The following is an 18,110-nucleotide window of genomic DNA, read 5'->3' on the forward strand; positions in this document are numbered from 1 at the left end:
ATTGCTTATTTTATATTGTAAGAATATGTATTTGGGAAAGAGGTGAATGAGAAAATGAAAAATGAAGTTACTGAAAAACTGGAATTGTTTTTGCAAAATTTAAGATGTGAGGACATGGGCAGGGAGACGTTGGTACATCTGGATAGCTGCCGGATGGAATCAGAAAGACTTGCAGAACTGGAAGAAGAGTACAAGCAAACAATGAATGGATTAGAAAATCATTCCAGGGATTTCTTGGAACGCTATATTGAGCAGATGCAGTCAAAGGCATTTGCTGAACAACAGCAGGCATATTTACAAGGAATGTTAGATGCCTTCCAGATCTTGTTTGAATTGGGTGTTATATCATCAAATCAAAATGTAGAAAAAATAATAGCACATCTGAAAAATGACTCGCCGAAATAAAGGGTGAGTCATTTTTACAAGACGTTTCTTTCAGGAAGAATGAACAAATTCTATATACGCTCTATAATTTCTGGCATAAAAAATCTATTTTTCAGTTTTATCATTTGTTTTGTTAGGTGTATTTGCAAGAAGGGCTTCCGCAGTGGCAAGCAGTACAGACAGCATGTATTTATCGCATTGGTCAAGTAAATTCAGCAAGGACTTGTATGTAGGGTTATCAGGGTATTGAGCTGGCCATACATATTCATCGGCGGAAATATGCAGCGTCCACATAATCTTGCAGAACATAGGAAGGCTTGGCATACCCTTCCCATTTTCAAGATTCTTGTAATATTGCGGATGGCAGCCGACCAGTTCAGCCACTTCTTCCTGTGTAAGCCGACGCTCAATACGCTTTTTCTTTATCAGCTCGCCTAACTTTGGATCAATTTCAGACATATCATTCACCTCTTATGCTTTCTTTTTAGTAGTGTATAGCAATACCTCTAAAAAGTGAAAAGTGTAAAAGATGAATATTTAGTAGCGTATAAGACTACTTGCTGACACTCAAATACCTTTGGGATTGTAAAAAAAACACAATCGGCAAAGGCTTATTTGAGTGTTTTCTTATGCCTTTTGATTGTGTGGGAGCAGATATGCAGATTGAAAGGTATATTTCAGGAACTTTCTGCCCTGACCGTCAATATAGGAACAGTAGGCGTTCATTGTTGGCAGATGGAAACGGACAGCAGGTAAATCAATTAAAAAAATCTTTGCAGACTCCGTTTCTAAAGACGCCTTTGAAGGTAGTGCAACGAAGTATGTTTATGTAGTTAAAAAGAATATTGTCACGCTAAAAAACGTCCAGTGGAGCCAGCTCCGGCCGGGCGTTTTTTATATTTCTGGAAATTTCTTAAAAAATTTTCGGAAAGACCCGTCAAAATGGGCATTCCCAATCGGGAGAAATAGTAGAGGGGGATTTTTTACCTTCCTTTCTGCCAGTTGGAATGGGAAGGAGGTGAAACCGAATGGAGAAGCTTTCTTCCCAGGATGAATTGACGGTCATGCACCAGTTTGACCGCTTGTGCCAGTTAGCATTGGATGGCGAAGCCGCAGATTATTTTAGGCATCTGGAGTACCGGGCAAATTACGAAGTAAATTTTTCTGATATGACGGAACAGGAATTGGACAGCATTTTTGTAATGGATGAATATAATCTGGACAATTCCCATTTTCAGGTTCTCGGCTATGACATTGAAGTTAAGGATACTTTGCTTGTTGAAGCGTTGCAGGCTCTGACTGAAAAGAAGCGGAATGTAGTTCTGCTATCTTATTTTCTGGAAATGACCGATGTGGAAATCGCAAGGAAAATGAATCTGGTACACAGCACGATACGGGAACATAGGATACGCTCGCTGGAATTACTGAAAAAACTTATGGAGGAAAATATGGATGGAGCAGAATAGTAAACAGACAGAAAAAAGAAATTTGCTGCCTTTTCATATTATTAAGGCGGCATCAGAAGGGGATGCACAGGCAATCCAGGCAGTATTGAAGCATTATGAGGGCTACATAGTCAAATTGTCAACCAGAAAAATGTATGACGAGTTTGGACAGACCCACTACTGTGTGGATGAAACACTACGCAGGCGGCTGGAAACAAAGCTGATTGCCAAAACATTGGTTTTTCGCCCGGTTCCATATAAGGACATACGAGCATAGAAGCAAACTGGCTGTATTTGTGTACCTTGATAATTTTATATTGAGAATTCTGCAGGACGTATGGAGCAGTTGAGCCTTTTAATGAATACGCCATGACTATCTGTGCCTATCACTTTGCGACATCGTGTCGCAAAGTGCCGGGTATTGGAAACGATGGAATGTTATTTTTGGCATTGAAGTAAAGGTACGAGCGATAGATATTTGATTATAAGCAAAGGGATAGGGACTTTGCGGCGATGATGCTGTTTCTGACAATGATACTTCCAGATATAAGCTGATCTGGTCTGAAAAGATGGTGAGATTCCAATGGCGCTGTTTCCTGACAGCCGCCTGCAGGATGATAAAAGAAACATAATGGACAATCAAAGGGCAATATAGTGAATTAAGGAAAGTTGAGGAATTTAGGATGAAGCAGATTGATTTAGAAGAATTAAAAAAGGTGGATGTCCGTACAGTGGATGTTTCCGCTTTGGAAGATATAGAGAAGGTAAAAGTTGACCGTTCGCTGTCAGTCGGGGAGCGGTGGAGGAATTTTGCAGAGAAAATTAAAAATCCGTTTTGTTTTATCTGCAACGGCATGATTGTGAAAATTTCCTACTCTGAGGGAAAAGAGAGCCTTGAAAACAAGCTGGTGCAGTTGTGTATGAGTATGGAAGAGTAGATTTTGTTGGAGCTTTCTATGGACATCTGCGGTCTGGGATGGTACAATGGTTACGGACGAAGCAGAACCCCAAATAGGAAAGGTTTGACAACAAACAAGACTATTTGAGGTGATGAATATGAATGCAAATCTGAATATTGACGTATATGATGCTGATGTTTACCTGCGCCTGTCGAGAGAGGATGGGGATAAGGAGGAAAGCGACAGCATTACGAATCAAAGAGAGCTTATCTTAGAGTTTCTGAAATCCAGGGAGGACATCAGAATCCATGCGGTGAGGGTGGACGATGGTTATTCCGGGGTAAATTTCGAGCGTCCGGCATTCCAGCAGATGTTAGAGGATATTAAAACAGGGAAAGTAAACTGCGTGGTAACAAAGGATTTATCACGCTTTGGGAGGAATCACATCGAGGTTGGGAAGTATATCGAGAAGATATTCCCATACCTGGGTGTCCGTTTTATTGCGGTCAACGACCGTTATGACAGTCTTGCGAATGACCCGCAGGCTGACAACATTATCATTCCGTTCAAAAACTTGATTAACGACGCATACTGCAGAGATATCAGCATTAAGATACGCAGCAACCTGGAGGTCAAGCGGAAGAGGGGAGATTTTGTAGGACCCTTTGCCCCTTATGGCTACCGGAAATCGTATGAGGATAAAAATAAGCTGGAGGTAGACGAAGAAGCCGCAGAAGTAGTGCGTTCCATTTTCCGGCTGTACCTGCAGGGCAATAATGCATATAAGATAGCAGAGAAGCTGAATAAGAAGAATATCCTTACGCCGATGGATTATAAAAAAGAGAGCGGGAGCGCATTTTATACCGGATTCAAAAAGAATATAAAAAGCAAGTGGACGCATATGCACATCCTGCGGATTTTATCAAATCCCGTTTATACCGGGACTTTGGTACAGGGGAAGGAAACCACGCCGAATTATAAGGTGAAAAAGAAAGTAAAGCGAGACAAGGGCAGATGGAGCCGGGTAGAAAATACCCATGAAGCCATCGTTGCGGCGGTTGATTTCAGCAACGTTCAGGAACAACTTGAGATGGATACGAGGACAGGGACGGCAAAGGAGCAGGTTTATCATTTGTCCGGCGTTGTAAAGTGCGGCGATTGCGGTGCAAACATGGTCAGGAAGACGGTTCCGTCTGGGAAAAGGAAATTTGTATATTACGTATGCGGAGGGCATAAAGGAAATAAGGATATCTGCAGCCCACACAGTATCAATGCGGAAGCGCTGGAAGAAAGCGTACTGAAACTATTAAACTGTCAAATACGCAATGTGACGGATTTAGGGCGGATTCTGGATAAATTGGACGACGCACAGATCAGGAAGGGGGAGATAGATAAAAGGAGCAGACAGGCTGCAAAGAAAAAGGAAGAGATAGAAAAATATAACCATCTGCGTCTGGATTTATACGAAGATTATAAAGACGGACTGATTACGAAGGAGGAATATCTGGAATTAAAAGAGATTTATGAAAACCGTATTCAGGCGGCGGAACAGATTCTTGAGGCAATGGAAGTAGAGGCGGCATTCCTTGCGGGCGGACGGGAAGATACATGCAGCTGGGTAAATGAATTTAAGAAATATGGCCTTCTGGAACGCTTGTCGAGGGAAGTTGTCATTTCCCTGATTGCACAGATATTTGTTTATGAGAAAAAGGAGGGGGAACGCTATCCAAGGATAGAAGTACAATTTAAGTATGCGGAAGAATTTCAGGCTTCGTTGGGCTTGTTAGAAGAGCTGCAGAAGGATGGTGACCTGTCAGTGAAGGAAGAAAGTTGTTCCGGGGAAGAGGGGACACTTTCCGGGCATCCCCTTATGCAAACTGTCAGCCACGGTGATAAGGAGGGTACATATGGCAAGGACGAGTAGAAAACAGGGGAAGGCAGCGGAACAGACTACAATTCCGGCTATGAAAACAGCGTTGTATGTCCGTTTGTCAAATGAAGATAACGGCGGCAGAAGCGAAGACGGGATAGATAACCAGCTTGAACTGCTGTTAGATTTTATAAGGCGGCTTGAAGATATGGAAATTCTCCCTGGAAATCGGCATAAACCGTCCGGCAGGAAAGTGGAAACCCGAAAGGATACCTATATGCTATCCGGCAGGAAAGTAGAAATCATAGAAACTTATGTGGATAATGGGCAGACGGGGACGGATTTTGACAGGCCGGGATGGGAGCGGATGATGGAGGATGCAAAAGCGGGAAAGATTAACTGTATCATAGTGAAAGACCTTTCACGTTTTGGCAGGAATTATCTGGAGGCAGGGGATTATCTGGAAAAAATATTCCCATTCCTGGGGGTGCGTTTCATTGCGGTCAACGACCAGTATGACAGTGAGGGTGAAATCTTTCCCCATAAAGACCTGATCACGGAATTTAAAAACCTGGCGAATGATTATTATTCAAAAGATATATCGAAAAAAATCATGTCAGCGTTCCGGGCAAAAAAAGAGCAGGGGCAGTTCATAGGCAGCAAGGCCCCGTATGGCTATATCCTGGAAAATAACCGTTATGTGATAGACGAAGCTGCTGCGGATGTTGTAAAGCGTATTTTTGCGATGAAGACGGAGGGGATGAGCGCCTATAAGATTGCAGGCATACTGAACCAGGAAGGGGTTTCGTCCCCAAGCAGATATGCGGGGGAGCAGGGAGCAAAAAAATATAAAAACTGCGGACATATCCTTTGGCAACAGGAGGCAGTGAGCAGGATTTTATACAATAGGGCGTATGTCGGTGATTTGGTGCAGGGGAAATATAACAGTTCCATCTACTCAAGAGAAAGGCGGGGCAAAAAAGAGGAAGATGCGTGGGAAGTCCTGGAAGGAACACATCCGGCAATTATTGACCGCAATGTATTTGAACAGGTGCAGGAGATAAGGGAAAAGAACCGGAAGGCATGGAAGGACAGGCAGGGAGGGCCGGGATATGAGAATGTGCTGGAGGGCATCCTGGTATGCGGGGTATGCCATCATGCGATGTGGAGGAACAAAGAGGTAAGAAATGGGAAAGTCAGCTACTACTTTTTCTGCGGATCTGCCTATGGACATTCACAGACGAAATGCAATACGTCTTCCATTGTAGATTATAAAATTTTTGATATGGTGTTAAAACAGATCAGACTACAGATTGATTTAGCTATTGAAGCTGACAGCCTGTTGGAGCAGATGAAAAAATCAGATACCCATGCGGCAGTTTACCAGGAAAAAAAGGAAGCAGCAGGGCGGATCAGGAATGAATTAGGCAGGTATGTATATCTGAAAACCAGTATTTATGAAGATATGAAACAGGGAATCCTGACAAAAGAAGAGTTTTTAGCTGCAAAAGAGAGATACGCCGGGAAGATTTCCAGGCTGGAAATGGAACTGAATGAAAAAGAAAGAGAACTGAAAGAGTTTGAAAAATACATGGGCGGAGAAAACCGATGGCTGAAAGCCTTTTTGGGTTTCAGGGATGCCAAAGAGCTTACAAGGGAAATGGCGGTGAACCTGCTGGAAAAGGTGGAGATCTTTGAAGATAAAAGAATCCATATCCGGTTCCGTTTCCGGAATGAATATGAATACCTGATGTCCAGGTTAGCGGAAAGGGGTGAGAGATGTGGCAGGACAGTTTCTGGCTGAATATTTGCGGCTTTCCGTAGAAGATGGGGACGTGGTTTCAAATGATGCGAAAGCAGAGAGCGACAGCATCAGCCATCAGAGAGAACTGATTGCAAGATATGTCAGGGATAAGGGAATCTGCTCCGCTGCGCAGCCCCTGGAGTTCGTGGACGACGGGTACAGTGGGACAAATTTTGACCGGCCTGCGGTGAAGGAAATGCTGTCAATGGTCAGGGAAGGAAAAATATGCTGCATCATCGTAAAGGACATTTCTAGGTTTGGAAGGAATTATCTGGAAGTGGGGGACTACCTGGAGCAGATATTCCCTTTTATGGGAGTCCGGTTTATCGCAATCAACGATGGGTATGACAGTAACGACTACATAGGGACGACCGGGGGGATTGAGATTGCTTTCAAGAGCCTGCTCTATGATATGTACAGTAAAGATCTGTCTGAAAAGATGCGCTCGTCATTGATAGTGCGGAGGAAAAGGGGGGATTTTATCGGCCCAAGAGCGCCGTTCGGCTACCAGTTTTCTGATAATAAGAAAGTTCTGGCGGTTGATAAAACAGCAGCGGAATATGTAAAGCGGATCTTTGGGCTGGCCTGCGAAGGGTGTAAAACCGGGGAAATAGCAAAAATATTAAATAAAGAAAAAATACCGACGCCTGGGAACTATAAGAACCGGGAGAAGCCGCAGTACCATATCATAGACGGGGAAGGATACTGGAACAGCGGCAAAGTACGGAAAGTTCTGCAGAATAAAGTGTATCTTGGAATGGTTGTCAATGGAAAGATGCGGGTAACAGAGATTGGTGGAAGCCACTTCCGGCAAGTGGCGGAGGAAGAGCAGATATGTGTTCCCGACAGGCATGAGGCAATTATTACGGAGCAGGAGTTTTGGCAGGCTTCAAAAGTTTTAAAGAATAACGGATGCCAGAAAGGAAAAAAGCATACACCAGGGCAGGAAAGTTCATTACTTGGGAAACTGCGGTGCGGGCATTGTGGAAGAAGCCTGATACGGCTTGGTCATAGGAAAGAACCATGTTTTACCTGTAAAAAGGCAATGTATGAAGATGGCAGTGAATGTATCCGTGAATATGTCAGCGAGGCAAAACTGGAAGCGGCTGTACTGGAGGGGGTGAATCAGAAGCTGGAAGAATGGATTTTAAGGGAAGAACATCGGAAAACAGAGGTTTCCAGAACGGCTCCGGATGGTAGGCAAAGGAAAACCCCAGAGGAGATACCTTTATGCCTTTCGGCAAAAAAGAGGAAACAGCTGAGTACAGAATTGGAACAGAGCAGGGATGCGGTAAAAATAGAGAAGCAGTATCTGTATGAGCAGTACAAGCGGAACCAAATGGGACGGGAAGCCTACATAAAGAAAATCGAAGCGTTGAGGGAGGAGGAACGCATGTTATGTGAGCAGATCCAAAGGCTGCAGGAAGAAAACGAGAAAGCCGCAGAGGAATGTGAGATACAACAGGATGAAACAGAGCAATATGGAAAGTTCAAGAGCCTTACAAAAGATGTAGTGGAACAGTGGATTGACAACATATATGTATATGGAGAATCCCGGATTGATATAATTTATAAAGAAAAAATAAATAAATCTAAAAAAAGTATAAAAAATTATTAGTCCTTACTTGACAGCACCATATGGGGAGAAGGTGAAGGCGTATTTGAGACGCGGGGCAAGGGAACTGCCGGGGTTTACGGAGTATCCGAATCCGTTGGTGGGGTATGGGGCGCTGTGTGTGAGGGAGAGCCTGCCGGGGTAGAATAAAGTGCTTATTACGCGTCTGTTAAAATTAAAATATCCATTAAATAAATATTGACACTGGAAAAGTTATGAGTTAATATAGGCTCATATTTTAAAGAAAAGGTAGATATGCTATATGTTGGTGGTATCTGTAATGACAAAGAACAACTAAATTTAATAAAAAGGGTAAGCGCTGCGAGTGGTGAGCACTAGAGATAGTGTTTTATTTGTGGCACCCTTTTCGCATTATTGAATGCTGGTTGTTTCTGCCTTACAGAATACTGCATACACTGGGAATGATTGTCTTGTTTTGATGAATGAGAAAAAGGAAAGTATGGCTGTAGCGGTCATGCTTTTTTTGTTTCAGACCAACTATGAAATGGAGCGCAGGTTTTAAGACATTGCGGGTATCCTTTCATGGAAGGCCTTGTTTTGCTACATCAATTTGAGACATATGGATCCGTGGTTTCAGTCTGTTTATGACAGGCAGAAACCACGTTTTTTTGTGTCTTGAACGAAAATATATTTCATTTGGAGGATTTAAACATGAAGATGATACGGACAGAAAATATAACGAAAAAGTATAAACGATATAAGAAGCAGGAGGGAGTGACAGGAAGTATTAAGGGTCTGTTCCATAGAGAATATGAAGAAAAAATTGCGGTAGATGCCTTTAACATGGATGTGGATGAGGGTGAGTTTATAGGATTGATTGGACCGAATGGAGCGGGTAAAACTACCTTAGTGAAGATGCTGACTGGTATTATTGCGCCAACAAGCGGCGAAATTCAGGTCATGGGATTTTATCCTAATAAGCTGGGGAAGGCATTTAAGCATCAATATGCGGTAGTTATGGGGCAGAAGAGTCAGTTGTTTTTTGAACTGACAGCGGAGGATACGTTGAGACTGTTTAAAGAAATATATCGTATTCCAGAAGACGAGTATAGGAAAAATAAGAACTTTTTTGTGGAACTGTTTCAGGTGCAGGAGCTTATGGATGTACAGGTAAGGACATTATCATTAGGAGAAAGGATGAAAATGGAATTGATTGCTGCATTGCTTCATAATCCCAAAATACTGTTTTTAGATGTAAACTGGTGTAACAAGATAGCCTGTATATAGAGTGTATACAGTTGATGTGGAATAGAATATAGGTACTGTATGTACAGATAATGAAAAAATATGTGTATGCAGTAGGGGAATATTGAATGATTAATATGAGTAGTAAAAATAATATAGATGGAAAGAAAAAGAACTGGTTTATATCCGATAAGAATATAGACTAGTTCTTTTTTAGAGGTAATTATATACACAGGGAATAGGTGAAATGTCGAATCACAGCAGACCGTCAAAGAATGCATTGATATCTGTATGGAAAATCTTTGCCAGGGCAACCAATTCAGAAACTTTGATATTCATGCGGTTTGTTTCCAGTTTGGCATATGTGCTTTTGGAGATGACGATGCCCATGAGATTCAGTTTTGCAATGACCTGATCTTGCGTCAAGTTGTTCTTATATCTGAAGGATTGAATATTTTTACCGATATCCATATCTGGTCTGATTTTCTGCATAATACATTCTCCTTAAAATAAAAGTTTCGTTATTTGGAAACATATATATTGATTCTAATGAGTTAAAATTTTACAATGTTTCGTAATAAAGAATTATTTCTGAAAGGGGACAATCTATGAGCGAAAGTGAGAAAGAAAAAAAGATTTTCTTGAGTTACTGTGGCAGCAGGGATCAGGAATTATTGACGGGCAGAAAAAAGATGACATTGGGGGATATGGAGAGGTTTTCATTTCTAACAGAATTCTTTGGCTTGGAAAGTTATGGATTAAATTTATGGAAAGAGTTTGGCGATGATGTGGAAGAACCATTGGATGCACTGACCAAGTTATTAGATGAATGGGAATACGAAAACGATACGTGGATCGATGATGATGGAAGATTAGAAAGATGGCTGGTTGAATTTCAAAAGCATGCGCCAACGAAAGAGAAAAGAGAGAAGCTCCGAAAAATGATTGATTTAAAATATAAGAAGAGAGGATTACCATATCCAACAGAGGCAGACTTCGATTAAGGAGTCTGCTTTTCTTTCGTTATTTTTGAAGGAGGTGATGCAGGTGGAGGTAAGTATCCATGAACTTTTAGCGGCGGCAAGGGAGGCGGTGAAATCGGATTATATCAAAGGCGAAAGCATTTTATGTGAAACCAGATATCATCCAGATACCCATTACATGGTAGAAATAGAGATGTTAAAAACAGATAACTCGCTGGGGAAAAAAGGAGCTTATATCCGGAAATTTTTGACGGAAGATGAGTATTTTGCCATGTTACAAAAGCAGGAAGAATATCTCATAAAAATAAAAAGACAGGCTATTGTTCAAAAAGGAACATTGCGATATATCCCTCTCCCGGACAGGCTGGACAGCCGCCGGAAGAGGGATATTTTTTAACCGGCTGGGAAAGAACAGGGAGTGTTCCTCAAGCAGCAGCGGTACAATCTAGAAGGCTGACGCTTTAATTCCAGCGGAAAGCGACACAAATCAAATCGTCATGGTAAGAAATGGTTTGCTTCTGCGGGGGCAAAGAGCACTTTATATTTTACATTGTGACTATTCAGTCAACTGGGGAGAGCCTGTTGTTTCTTGCCAAGGCAAGTATGGCAAGCATTATACGTTTACTTGTTAGAATATCAGTCTGGAAAACGAGTTTCTCATAAACGAGTTTTGGAACTTTCTTATGAGGATGTGAAATCTGCTAAAAATGGATTGATTGTCATTACACCGGATTTTGATAATTTTACTACAAAACTTATTGCGGCAGACGAATATTCAAAATATTTGACAGAAACGCCAATTTTGGAAGGGGTTGCAAACAGAGAATATTACGGTAGATCGGCAACGTCTATAGAGAACAAAAGCACGATAGAGTATGAAACAGAGCAAGGATTGCCAGCACTAATCTATGGCGAACAAGGAGTGAGTTCGTTGCCGATATAGGACATTACAGGAGAACACATAGATACAGATAATGAGTATATGTATTATTATTCGGTTGAGTTTGTAAAATAAGAATAGCAAAAAGAGAGAAGAGGATGCCATGGAATCGTTGATTTGATGATTCCGTGGCATCCTCTTTTGGAGGGGAAACTGGATTTATGATATTGTGGATTTTAGAACTTGTTTCTTATCTTTCGGTACTCTCTTGGGGAATATCCTTTCAGCTTGTGGAAAAGCCGGCTGAAATAAAGCTGATTATCATACCCGACGATTTTAGAAATTTCATTGATGGAATAGGTTGTTGTTTCAAGTAACATCTGGGCATTGTTAATTCGGATTCCCACAATAAACTGCATTGGTGTAGAACCTGTGTATTTTTTGAAGTTTCGGATAAACCAGCTGACACTCATTCCACGTGAGGCAGCATAATCATCTATGCTAATATTCTGGTTATAATTTTCACTGAAAAAGGTAACTGCGTTATCCATCTCGTGATCCAGGTATTCATTTTTCGAGATATGTTCCCTGGTCAGTTCCCGATGAAAGATGATAAGAAGATGACGGAGCAGAAGGACAAGCATTTCCTCATAATTATCTTGGCAACGCTGAAGCTCGATGATAATACGCTTGAAAATCTGTTCGTATTCCATAGAGGTTCCGACCTGAAATACACGCTCTTTATCCGGGAATCCATATTGCCGTAGGATATTTTTTACATTGTTGCCTGTAAAATGAATCCAGTATACTTCTGTCTTATCTTTTCCATAATATTCATATTTCTGAAGTTCCTTCGGTCTGTACAGTACAATATTACCGGCGGGGACAATCGTTTCGTTATCCACATTGTCAAAATGAAAATGCCCACAACCAGCAGTGATATAGATAATCTGATAATCCAGGCGTCCCCTTGGACGGTAGGTTGGTAACTTTGGATGGCTGGAAAGGCGGTAAGTACCGCAACTTCCTACAACCAGTGGGCGACTTTTGTCTTTGAAATCCATATGGGAGTGGTTTAAATAACCGGTATTCATATTCATATGGTAGCACCTCTTTTCCTTTTTTTGTTATTGTATCATTTAGTGCATATTTTGTCTAATCCAATTCATAGACATGTTTTGCAGATTAGGATAAGATATATATATAGCAAAACAGAGAAGCGTAAACATAAAAGTAAAAGACAAGGTTTGCTGTGGAAAAACAAAGTGCAAAAAAATGTATATGTATTAAAGGAGAGTTATTTATGATTGTACCACGTTATTATGAGGATTTAAGCGTACTGCATGAAAATACAATGCCAGCCAGAGCCTATTTTATTCCGGCATCCAAAAGAATGGATAACCTGGTGGAGCACAGGGAAGAGTCAGACCGAATGCAGTTATTGAACGGAACTTGGAAGTTCCAGTATTTTAACAGTATCTATGATGTTCAGGAACCCTTCTTTGAGAAAGATTATGATACAGAAAATTTTGATGAGATTCAGGTTCCGAGTGTATGGCAGATGGCAGGATATGACACACATCAGTATACAAACATCAGGTATCCGTTCCCATTTGATCCACCGTATGTACCACAGGATATTCCATGTGGAACATATGCACATACCTTTGTTTATCACAAAGATGAAAATGCACCAAAAGCTTTCTTGAATTTTGAAGGAGTAGACAGTTGCTTTTATGTATGGATCAATGGCTCTTATGTAGGGTATAGCCAGGTTTCTCATATGACCAGTGAGTTTGATATCACCGACCTCCTTCGGGACGGAGAGAACAGCATAGCGGTTCTGGTCATGAAGTGGTGTGATGGTTCCTATTTGGAAGATCAGGACAAATTCCGTATGAGTGGTATTTTCCGGGATGTGTACATTTTGAAACGCCCAAAACAGGCAATCAGTGATTATCATATTAAAACAAGAATTGAGGATATGCTTGCGAAAGTAGAAATTGAAATGAAATTCTACTCTCCGTTAAATGTAAAAATTTCGATTGAAGATAGAAACGGAGCAGTTGTAGCACTAGGAAGTATTGCTGAAGAAGGAACAGCTGTATTAGAAATCGCAAGTCCGGAACTTTGGAATACAGAAAATCCATATCTATATAAACTGATTCTTGAAACAGAGAATGAAGTAATTGTAGATCACATTGCATTAAGAAAGATAGAGATTAAAGACCAGGTTATTTATTTAAATGGACAGAAGATTAAATTCCGTGGTGTCAATCGACATGATTCTGATCCGGTTACTGGATTTACAATCAATCTGGAACAGATTACAACCGATCTTACGTTAATGAAGCAGCATAATTTTAATGCGATCCGTTCCAGCCACTATCCGAACGCACCATTTTTCTATGAAATGTGTGACAAGTATGGATTCATGGTAATAGATGAAGCAGATATTGAAGCTCATGGTCCATTTATGATCTACAGAAAAGAAGACACCGATTACAATCGGTTCAAACGATGGAATGAGAAGATTGCAGATGATCCGGTATGGGAAGAGGCAATCGTTGATCGAGTAAAACTCATGGTGGAACGTGACAAAAACCGTTTCTGTATTGTTATGTGGTCAATGGGAAATGAGAGTGCTTATGGCTGCAACTTTGAAAAAGCACTGGAATGGACAAAGAATTTTGATCCAGACCGTATCACACAATATGAGAGTGCAAGATATCGTAATTATGATGAAACATATGATTACAGCAATCTGGATGTGTACAGCCGGATGTACCCGGCGTTTTCCGAAATTCAGGAATATCTGGATAAAGATGGAAGCAAACCCTTTCTTTTGGTAGAGTACTGTCACAGTATGGGAAACGGACCTGGAGATTTTGAAGATTACTTCCAGATGATTCAGGATAATGATAAAATGTGTGGCGGTTTTGTCTGGGAATGGTGTGACCATGCGATTGCTCATGGAACTGCTGAGAATGGAAAGACTATATATGCTTATGGGGGCGACCATGGCGAAGAAATTCATGATGGCAACTTCTGTATGGATGGATTAGTATATCCGGACAGAACGGTACATACAGGACTTTTGGAATACAAGAATGTTTATCGCCCGGCAAGGGTTATTTCCTATGACAAAGAAAGCGGAGAACTGGTGCTTCATAACTACATGGATTTTGATAATCTGAAAGATTATGTGAAAATCAGCTATGAATTGACACAGGATGGACTTTTGATTGGGAAAGGAAAGCTTGCTGAAGTATCTGTGGTACCACATAGTGAAGGAAAAACAAACCTGCAGGTCAACGTTCCGGAAAATGGAAAATGCTATTTAAAACTCACTTACCACCTGAAAAAAGAAATGCCTCTGCTGGAAGAGGATTATATCCTTGGATTTGATGAGATCGAAGTAAGCCAGAAGGATGCCAAATGTCAGTTGGCAGAAAAATGGGTTGAAAAAACAGTGACGGATTCTGAATTACAGGTGAGTGAAGATGATACCCAGATTCATATCAAAGGCCGTGAATTCGCATATACAATCGACCGACGGACTGCACTTTTTACAGAGATGAAATTTGCAGGTCGGGAATATCTGAACCACCCGATGGAATTAAATATCTGGAGGGCACCAACAGATAATGATATGTACATCAAGTCTGAATGGAAGAAAGCCCATTATGATAAAGCTTATACAAGAGCTTACACGACAGAGGTCGTGCAGGGAAAGCATGGTGTGAAAATTACAAGCCATGCATCCGTTGTGGCAGAGACAGTACAGAAGATTCTTGATGTGACGATCACATGGAAAATAGAAGCTGCTGGAAAGATTGATGCAGATATTGCAGTAACAAAAGATGATGAATTTCCGGACCTGCCAAGATTTGGTGTGAGGATGTTCCTGGATAAAAAACTTTCAGCTACACGATACTTTGGAATGGGACCACAGGAAAGCTATTGTGACAAACATCAGGCTGCGAGCCACGGTTTGTATCAGGCAAATGTAGATAATTTGCATGAGGATTATATTCGCCCACAGGAAAATGGAAGCCATTATGATTGTGAATATGTAGAGCTTAACAACAGCCGATATGGAATTGTGGTCTCTGCGGAAAATGCCTTCTCATTCAATGTTTCTTATTATACGCAGGAAGAACTTGAGGAGAAAACGCATAATTATGAACTGACAGAATCAGATAGTGTAGTATTTTGTGTTGACTATGCACTAAATGGCATTGGTTCTAACAGTTGTGGTCCAGTTATATTGGAGCAGTACCGATTTGATGATGTATTATTCCGGTTCCAGTTTACACTGATACCGTATATAAAGGGATAATAAAGTTTCATGTAACCCGTAAACAAGGAAAGAGAGTCTGATTGTTATGTAAAGTCCGGATATACAGAGCAATCAGACAAAAACAGAGAAAAAACTAGAATTAGACATCATACTCTGTTAGACATCTTGAAATTCTAAGTGCGATGAAGATGAGGAGCAAAGAAATTCGATGGAAGAAAAAAAGTATTTGAAATGGTATAACAAAATTGGATATGGATCAGGCGATATTGCAGGTAATGTAGTCTATGCGTTCCTGACATCTTTTATGATGGTCTATTTGACGGACTCAGTAGGACTTGCTGCAGGTGTCGTAGGTACCCTGATTGCCGTATCAAAACTATTTGATGGTTTTACGGATATATTTTTTGGATCAATGATTGACAAAACACACAGTAAAATGGGAAAAGCGAAACCCTGGATGCTATATGGATATATTGGTTGTGCCATTACGCTGGTCTGCTGTTTTGCAGTACCAGTCAGCTTGGGAACAACGGCTAAATATGCATGGTTCTTTATCTCTTACACACTGTTAAATGGTATGTTTTATACAGCAAACAATATTGCTTATTCAGCACTTACGTCACTGATTACAAAGAACAGCAAAGAGCGTGTGCAGATGGGATCTTACCGTTTTATTTTTGCGTTTTCAACAAGTCTTCTGATTCAGGCAATTACAGTTGGATTTGTAGATAAATGTGGTGGAGATGCTGCAGCATGGAGAACGGTTGCTATTATCTATGCAATCATTGGTCTTGTCGTAAATACGATTTCAGCACTTTCTGTTAAGGAACTTCCTGAGGAAGAACTTAACGAAGGAGAAGTAAAGGATGATAATGAAAAGTACGGAATGGTACAGGCATTCAAGCTTCTTGTTAAAAACAAATATTACATGATGATTTGTGGAACATATATTTTACAGCAGTTATATGGTGCCATGATTGGAGCTGGCATTTATTACATGACATGGGTACTGAAAAATAAGAATTTGTTTGGACAATTTGCATGGGCAGTAAATATTCCACTGATCATTGCCCTGATTTTCACACCGACATTAGTTGGTAAGTGGAAAGGTATGTATAAACTGAACTTAAGAGGTTATGTCTTAGCAGTCATCGGTAGAGCACTTGTTGTTGTTGCAGGATATATGGGCAGTGTTCCGCTGATGATGGCATTTACAGCTCTTGCAGCCTTAGGTCAGGGACCATGGCAGGGAGATATGAATGCAGTTATCGCATCCTGCTCTGAGTACACTTATCTTACACAGGGAAAGAGAATTGACGGAACGATGTACTCTTGTACTTCTCTTGGCGTAAAAATCGGTGGAGGTATTGGAACCGCTGTTGTTGGATGGCTGCTTGAGTTCAGTGGATATATCGGAACAAATGCAACTCAGCCGCAGTCTGCACTTGATATGATGCAGTTTATGTATCTTTGGCTTCCGTTAATCTTTGATGTATTGATTATGTTTGTACTTTCAAGAATGAATGTAGAAGATGCAAATAAAAAACTGAAAGCAGAAAAAGGAATTGCTGCAGATGAAGTAACAGATGCATCAGACATAAATTAGAATTGACAGGAGAAAGCGTTGTCTGGTCATTGCTCGATGAGACAGTGCTTTTTTCTATATATAAAATGATTGAACTGTATTTTGAAAATAAAAAAGGACCACTTCATTTTTGTGAAATGGCCTTAAGAAAATATTCAGTTCTCACAAAATAGTCCTTTTAGTATTTATACATGGTAAGGATGCTCAAAATATTCAGTGTAGAATACTAAAAGGTCATTCAGATATTTTTTTAGGTTGCTCATTTGCAATTCCTCCTTTCCTTATTTACAAGTTGATTATAAGATAGGTGTAAAAGGATTGCTTGCCAAATCGAAAGAAGATATAGACAAATGTTGCAAAGGGGAGTATTTCATGCAGTTAAAATATGTTGACACAAAAGAGGAGATCATAGCAATAAATAGGAAGTCAAAACATATTGAACCACATCTTCATAATGCACTGGAGATCGTTTGTGTAACAAGTGGAGCATTAGAACTTGGTGTCGGACAGGAACTATACCATATGGAAAAAGGAGATATAGGCTTTGTATTTCCAGATGTTATTCATCACTATCAGGTACTGACACCCGGCGTAAATAAAGCGACTTATCTGATTGCATCGCCATTTACGATAGCCAAATTTGCAGATATCATGCAATCCATGGCTCCTGAATACCCAATCATCAAAGCGGAAAAGGTTGAACCAGAGGTATATAGGGTTATAAATGCAATTTTAGAGACAGAACAGTCGGATATTACTGTTGCACAGGCATATCTTCAAATTGTGTTGGCACGCTGCATAGGAAAATTAAATTTGGTAGAAAAGAGTAATGTGGGGAGCAACGATCTTATTTACCAGACAGTTTCCTATATATCAGCAAATTTTAAGAAGAAATTTTCGCTGGAAGAGATGGCAAAAGATCTGGGGGTGAGCAAATATGTTTTATCCAGACTCTTTTCCAAAACATTCCATAGAAACTTTAATCAATATCTTAACGATGTAAGGCTGAACTATGCATGCCAGCGTTTGGAAAATACGAGTGATTCTATTACAAACATTTGTCTGGATAGTGGATTTGAAAGTCAGAGAACATTTAACCGAGTATTTAAAGAAAGATATAAAATATCACCGAGTGA

General features: G+C 40.5%; 17 protein-coding genes. 14 read left to right on the top strand and 3 right to left on the bottom strand.

Translation table 11 applies throughout. The features are described from left to right. Positions 1–54 precede the first annotated feature (54 nt). On the top strand, positions 55–405 hold the full coding sequence (locus ACTO17_RS09840) for a hypothetical protein (RefSeq protein ID WP_120476824.1): 351 nt from the start codon (positions 55–57) through the stop codon (positions 403–405). Positions 406–489: 84 nt separating this feature from the next. Here the strand turns inward: ACTO17_RS09840 and ACTO17_RS09845 are convergent, their stop codons facing one another. Beyond that, on the bottom strand, positions 490–843 hold the full coding sequence (locus ACTO17_RS09845; protein ID WP_120476823.1) for a helix-turn-helix domain-containing protein: 354 nt from the start codon (positions 841–843) through the stop codon (positions 490–492). Positions 844–1,412: 569 nt separating this feature from the next. Between ACTO17_RS09845 and ACTO17_RS09850 the strand changes: the two genes are divergently transcribed. The 7 genes from ACTO17_RS09850 to ACTO17_RS09880 all read left to right on the top strand — a co-directional run bounded on the left by ACTO17_RS09850 (position 1,413) and on the right by ACTO17_RS09880 (position 9,265). Beyond that, positions 1,413–1,850, top strand: a complete 438-nt coding sequence (locus ACTO17_RS09850) for an RNA polymerase sigma factor (protein ID WP_120476822.1) — start codon at positions 1,413–1,415, stop codon at positions 1,848–1,850. Further along, on the top strand, positions 1,837–2,106 hold the full coding sequence (locus tag ACTO17_RS09855) for a helix-turn-helix domain-containing protein (RefSeq protein WP_120476821.1): 270 nt from the start codon (positions 1,837–1,839) through the stop codon (positions 2,104–2,106). The genes ACTO17_RS09850 and ACTO17_RS09855 overlap by 14 nt, the downstream gene beginning before the upstream one ends. Positions 2,107–2,512: 406 nt before the next feature. Beyond that, a complete protein-coding gene (locus ACTO17_RS09860) occupies positions 2,513–2,767 on the top strand; it encodes a DUF6870 family protein (protein ID WP_120476820.1) in 255 nt (84 codons plus the stop codon). A gap of 118 nt (positions 2,768–2,885) precedes the next feature. Then, positions 2,886–4,652 carry a recombinase family protein gene (locus ACTO17_RS09865; protein WP_120476956.1) on the top strand — a complete coding sequence of 589 codons (1,767 nt, stop codon included), beginning with the start codon at positions 2,886–2,888 and terminating at the stop codon, positions 4,650–4,652. Then, positions 4,636–6,402, top strand: a complete 1,767-nt coding sequence (locus tag ACTO17_RS09870; protein ID WP_482557808.1) for a recombinase family protein — start codon at positions 4,636–4,638, stop codon at positions 6,400–6,402. The genes ACTO17_RS09865 and ACTO17_RS09870 overlap by 17 nt, the downstream gene beginning before the upstream one ends. Beyond that, complete coding sequence (locus ACTO17_RS09875) at positions 6,380–8,020, top strand: recombinase family protein (protein WP_482557809.1); 1,641 nt, start codon at positions 6,380–6,382, stop codon at positions 8,018–8,020. The genes ACTO17_RS09870 and ACTO17_RS09875 overlap by 23 nt, the downstream gene beginning before the upstream one ends. Before the next feature lie 732 nt (positions 8,021–8,752). Further along, a complete protein-coding gene (locus ACTO17_RS09880; RefSeq protein ID WP_482557810.1) occupies positions 8,753–9,265 on the top strand; it encodes an ATP-binding cassette domain-containing protein in 513 nt (170 codons plus the stop codon). A 213-nt stretch (positions 9,266–9,478) separates the two neighbouring features. On the opposite strand, the gene ACTO17_RS09885 is transcribed toward ACTO17_RS09880, so the two are convergent. Next, positions 9,479–9,715 (bottom strand): helix-turn-helix domain-containing protein, encoded by a 237-nt coding sequence (locus ACTO17_RS09885; protein ID WP_172495600.1) that lies wholly within the window; start codon positions 9,713–9,715, stop codon positions 9,479–9,481. Positions 9,716–9,831: 116 nt separating this feature from the next. On the opposite strand from ACTO17_RS09885, the gene ACTO17_RS09890 reads away from it, so the two are divergent. The 3 genes from ACTO17_RS09890 to ACTO17_RS09900 all read left to right on the top strand — a co-directional run bounded on the left by ACTO17_RS09890 (position 9,832) and on the right by ACTO17_RS09900 (position 11,149). Next, positions 9,832–10,227, top strand: a complete 396-nt coding sequence (locus ACTO17_RS09890; protein WP_172495601.1) for a hypothetical protein — start codon at positions 9,832–9,834, stop codon at positions 10,225–10,227. A 37-nt stretch (positions 10,228–10,264) separates the two neighbouring features. After that, on the top strand, positions 10,265–10,603 hold the full coding sequence (locus ACTO17_RS09895) for a DUF5720 family protein (protein ID WP_482557811.1): 339 nt from the start codon (positions 10,265–10,267) through the stop codon (positions 10,601–10,603). Positions 10,604–10,795: 192 nt separating this feature from the next. Then, a complete protein-coding gene (locus tag ACTO17_RS09900; RefSeq protein ID WP_482557812.1) occupies positions 10,796–11,149 on the top strand; it encodes a hypothetical protein in 354 nt (117 codons plus the stop codon). Positions 11,150–11,322: 173 nt separating this feature from the next. Here ACTO17_RS09900 and ACTO17_RS09905 read toward each other — a convergent pair whose 3' ends face one another. Further along, complete coding sequence (locus ACTO17_RS09905) at positions 11,323–12,186, bottom strand: AraC family transcriptional regulator (RefSeq protein WP_172495603.1); 864 nt, start codon at positions 12,184–12,186, stop codon at positions 11,323–11,325. A 203-nt stretch (positions 12,187–12,389) separates the two neighbouring features. Between ACTO17_RS09905 and ACTO17_RS09910 the strand changes: the two genes are divergently transcribed. The 3 genes from ACTO17_RS09910 to ACTO17_RS09920 form a co-directional block, all read left to right on the top strand. After that, the gene (locus ACTO17_RS09910) at positions 12,390–15,428 is read left to right on the top strand and encodes a glycoside hydrolase family 2 TIM barrel-domain containing protein (protein ID WP_482557814.1); all 3,039 of its coding nucleotides are present in this window, start codon (positions 12,390–12,392) and stop codon (positions 15,426–15,428) included. Positions 15,429–15,597: 169 nt separating this feature from the next. Beyond that, complete coding sequence (locus tag ACTO17_RS09915) at positions 15,598–16,995, top strand: MFS transporter (protein WP_172495605.1); 1,398 nt, start codon at positions 15,598–15,600, stop codon at positions 16,993–16,995. 351 nt (positions 16,996–17,346) lie between these two features. Next, positions 17,347–18,110, top strand: a 764-nt coding sequence (locus tag ACTO17_RS09920) for a helix-turn-helix transcriptional regulator (RefSeq protein WP_482557813.1), incomplete at its 3' end; no start/stop codon positions are given.

It is taken from the genome of Petralouisia sp., from assembly GCF_056822245.1.

Excerpts from the sequence above, each read along its gene's own strand:
- ACTO17_RS09840 (WP_120476824.1), top strand. The coding sequence starts at position 55 with ATGAAAAATGAAGTTACTGAAAAACTGGAATTGTTTTTGCAAAATTTA.
- ACTO17_RS09845 (WP_120476823.1), bottom strand. The coding sequence starts at position 843 with ATGTCTGAAATTGATCCAAAGTTAGGCGAGCTGATAAAGAAAAAGCGT.
- ACTO17_RS09850 (WP_120476822.1), top strand. The coding sequence starts at position 1,413 with ATGGAGAAGCTTTCTTCCCAGGATGAATTGACGGTCATGCACCAGTTT.
- ACTO17_RS09855 (WP_120476821.1), top strand. The coding sequence starts at position 1,837 with ATGGAGCAGAATAGTAAACAGACAGAAAAAAGAAATTTGCTGCCTTTT.
- ACTO17_RS09860 (WP_120476820.1), top strand. The coding sequence starts at position 2,513 with ATGAAGCAGATTGATTTAGAAGAATTAAAAAAGGTGGATGTCCGTACA.
- ACTO17_RS09865 (WP_120476956.1), top strand. The coding sequence starts at position 2,886 with ATGAATGCAAATCTGAATATTGACGTATATGATGCTGATGTTTACCTG.
- ACTO17_RS09870 (WP_482557808.1), top strand. The coding sequence starts at position 4,636 with ATGGCAAGGACGAGTAGAAAACAGGGGAAGGCAGCGGAACAGACTACA.
- ACTO17_RS09885 (WP_172495600.1), bottom strand. The coding sequence starts at position 9,715 with ATGCAGAAAATCAGACCAGATATGGATATCGGTAAAAATATTCAATCC.
- ACTO17_RS09890 (WP_172495601.1), top strand. The coding sequence starts at position 9,832 with ATGAGCGAAAGTGAGAAAGAAAAAAAGATTTTCTTGAGTTACTGTGGC.
- ACTO17_RS09895 (WP_482557811.1), top strand. The coding sequence starts at position 10,265 with ATGCAGGTGGAGGTAAGTATCCATGAACTTTTAGCGGCGGCAAGGGAG.
- ACTO17_RS09905 (WP_172495603.1), bottom strand. The coding sequence starts at position 12,186 with ATGAATATGAATACCGGTTATTTAAACCACTCCCATATGGATTTCAAA.
- ACTO17_RS09910 (WP_482557814.1), top strand. The coding sequence starts at position 12,390 with ATGATTGTACCACGTTATTATGAGGATTTAAGCGTACTGCATGAAAAT.
- ACTO17_RS09915 (WP_172495605.1), top strand. The coding sequence starts at position 15,598 with ATGGAAGAAAAAAAGTATTTGAAATGGTATAACAAAATTGGATATGGA.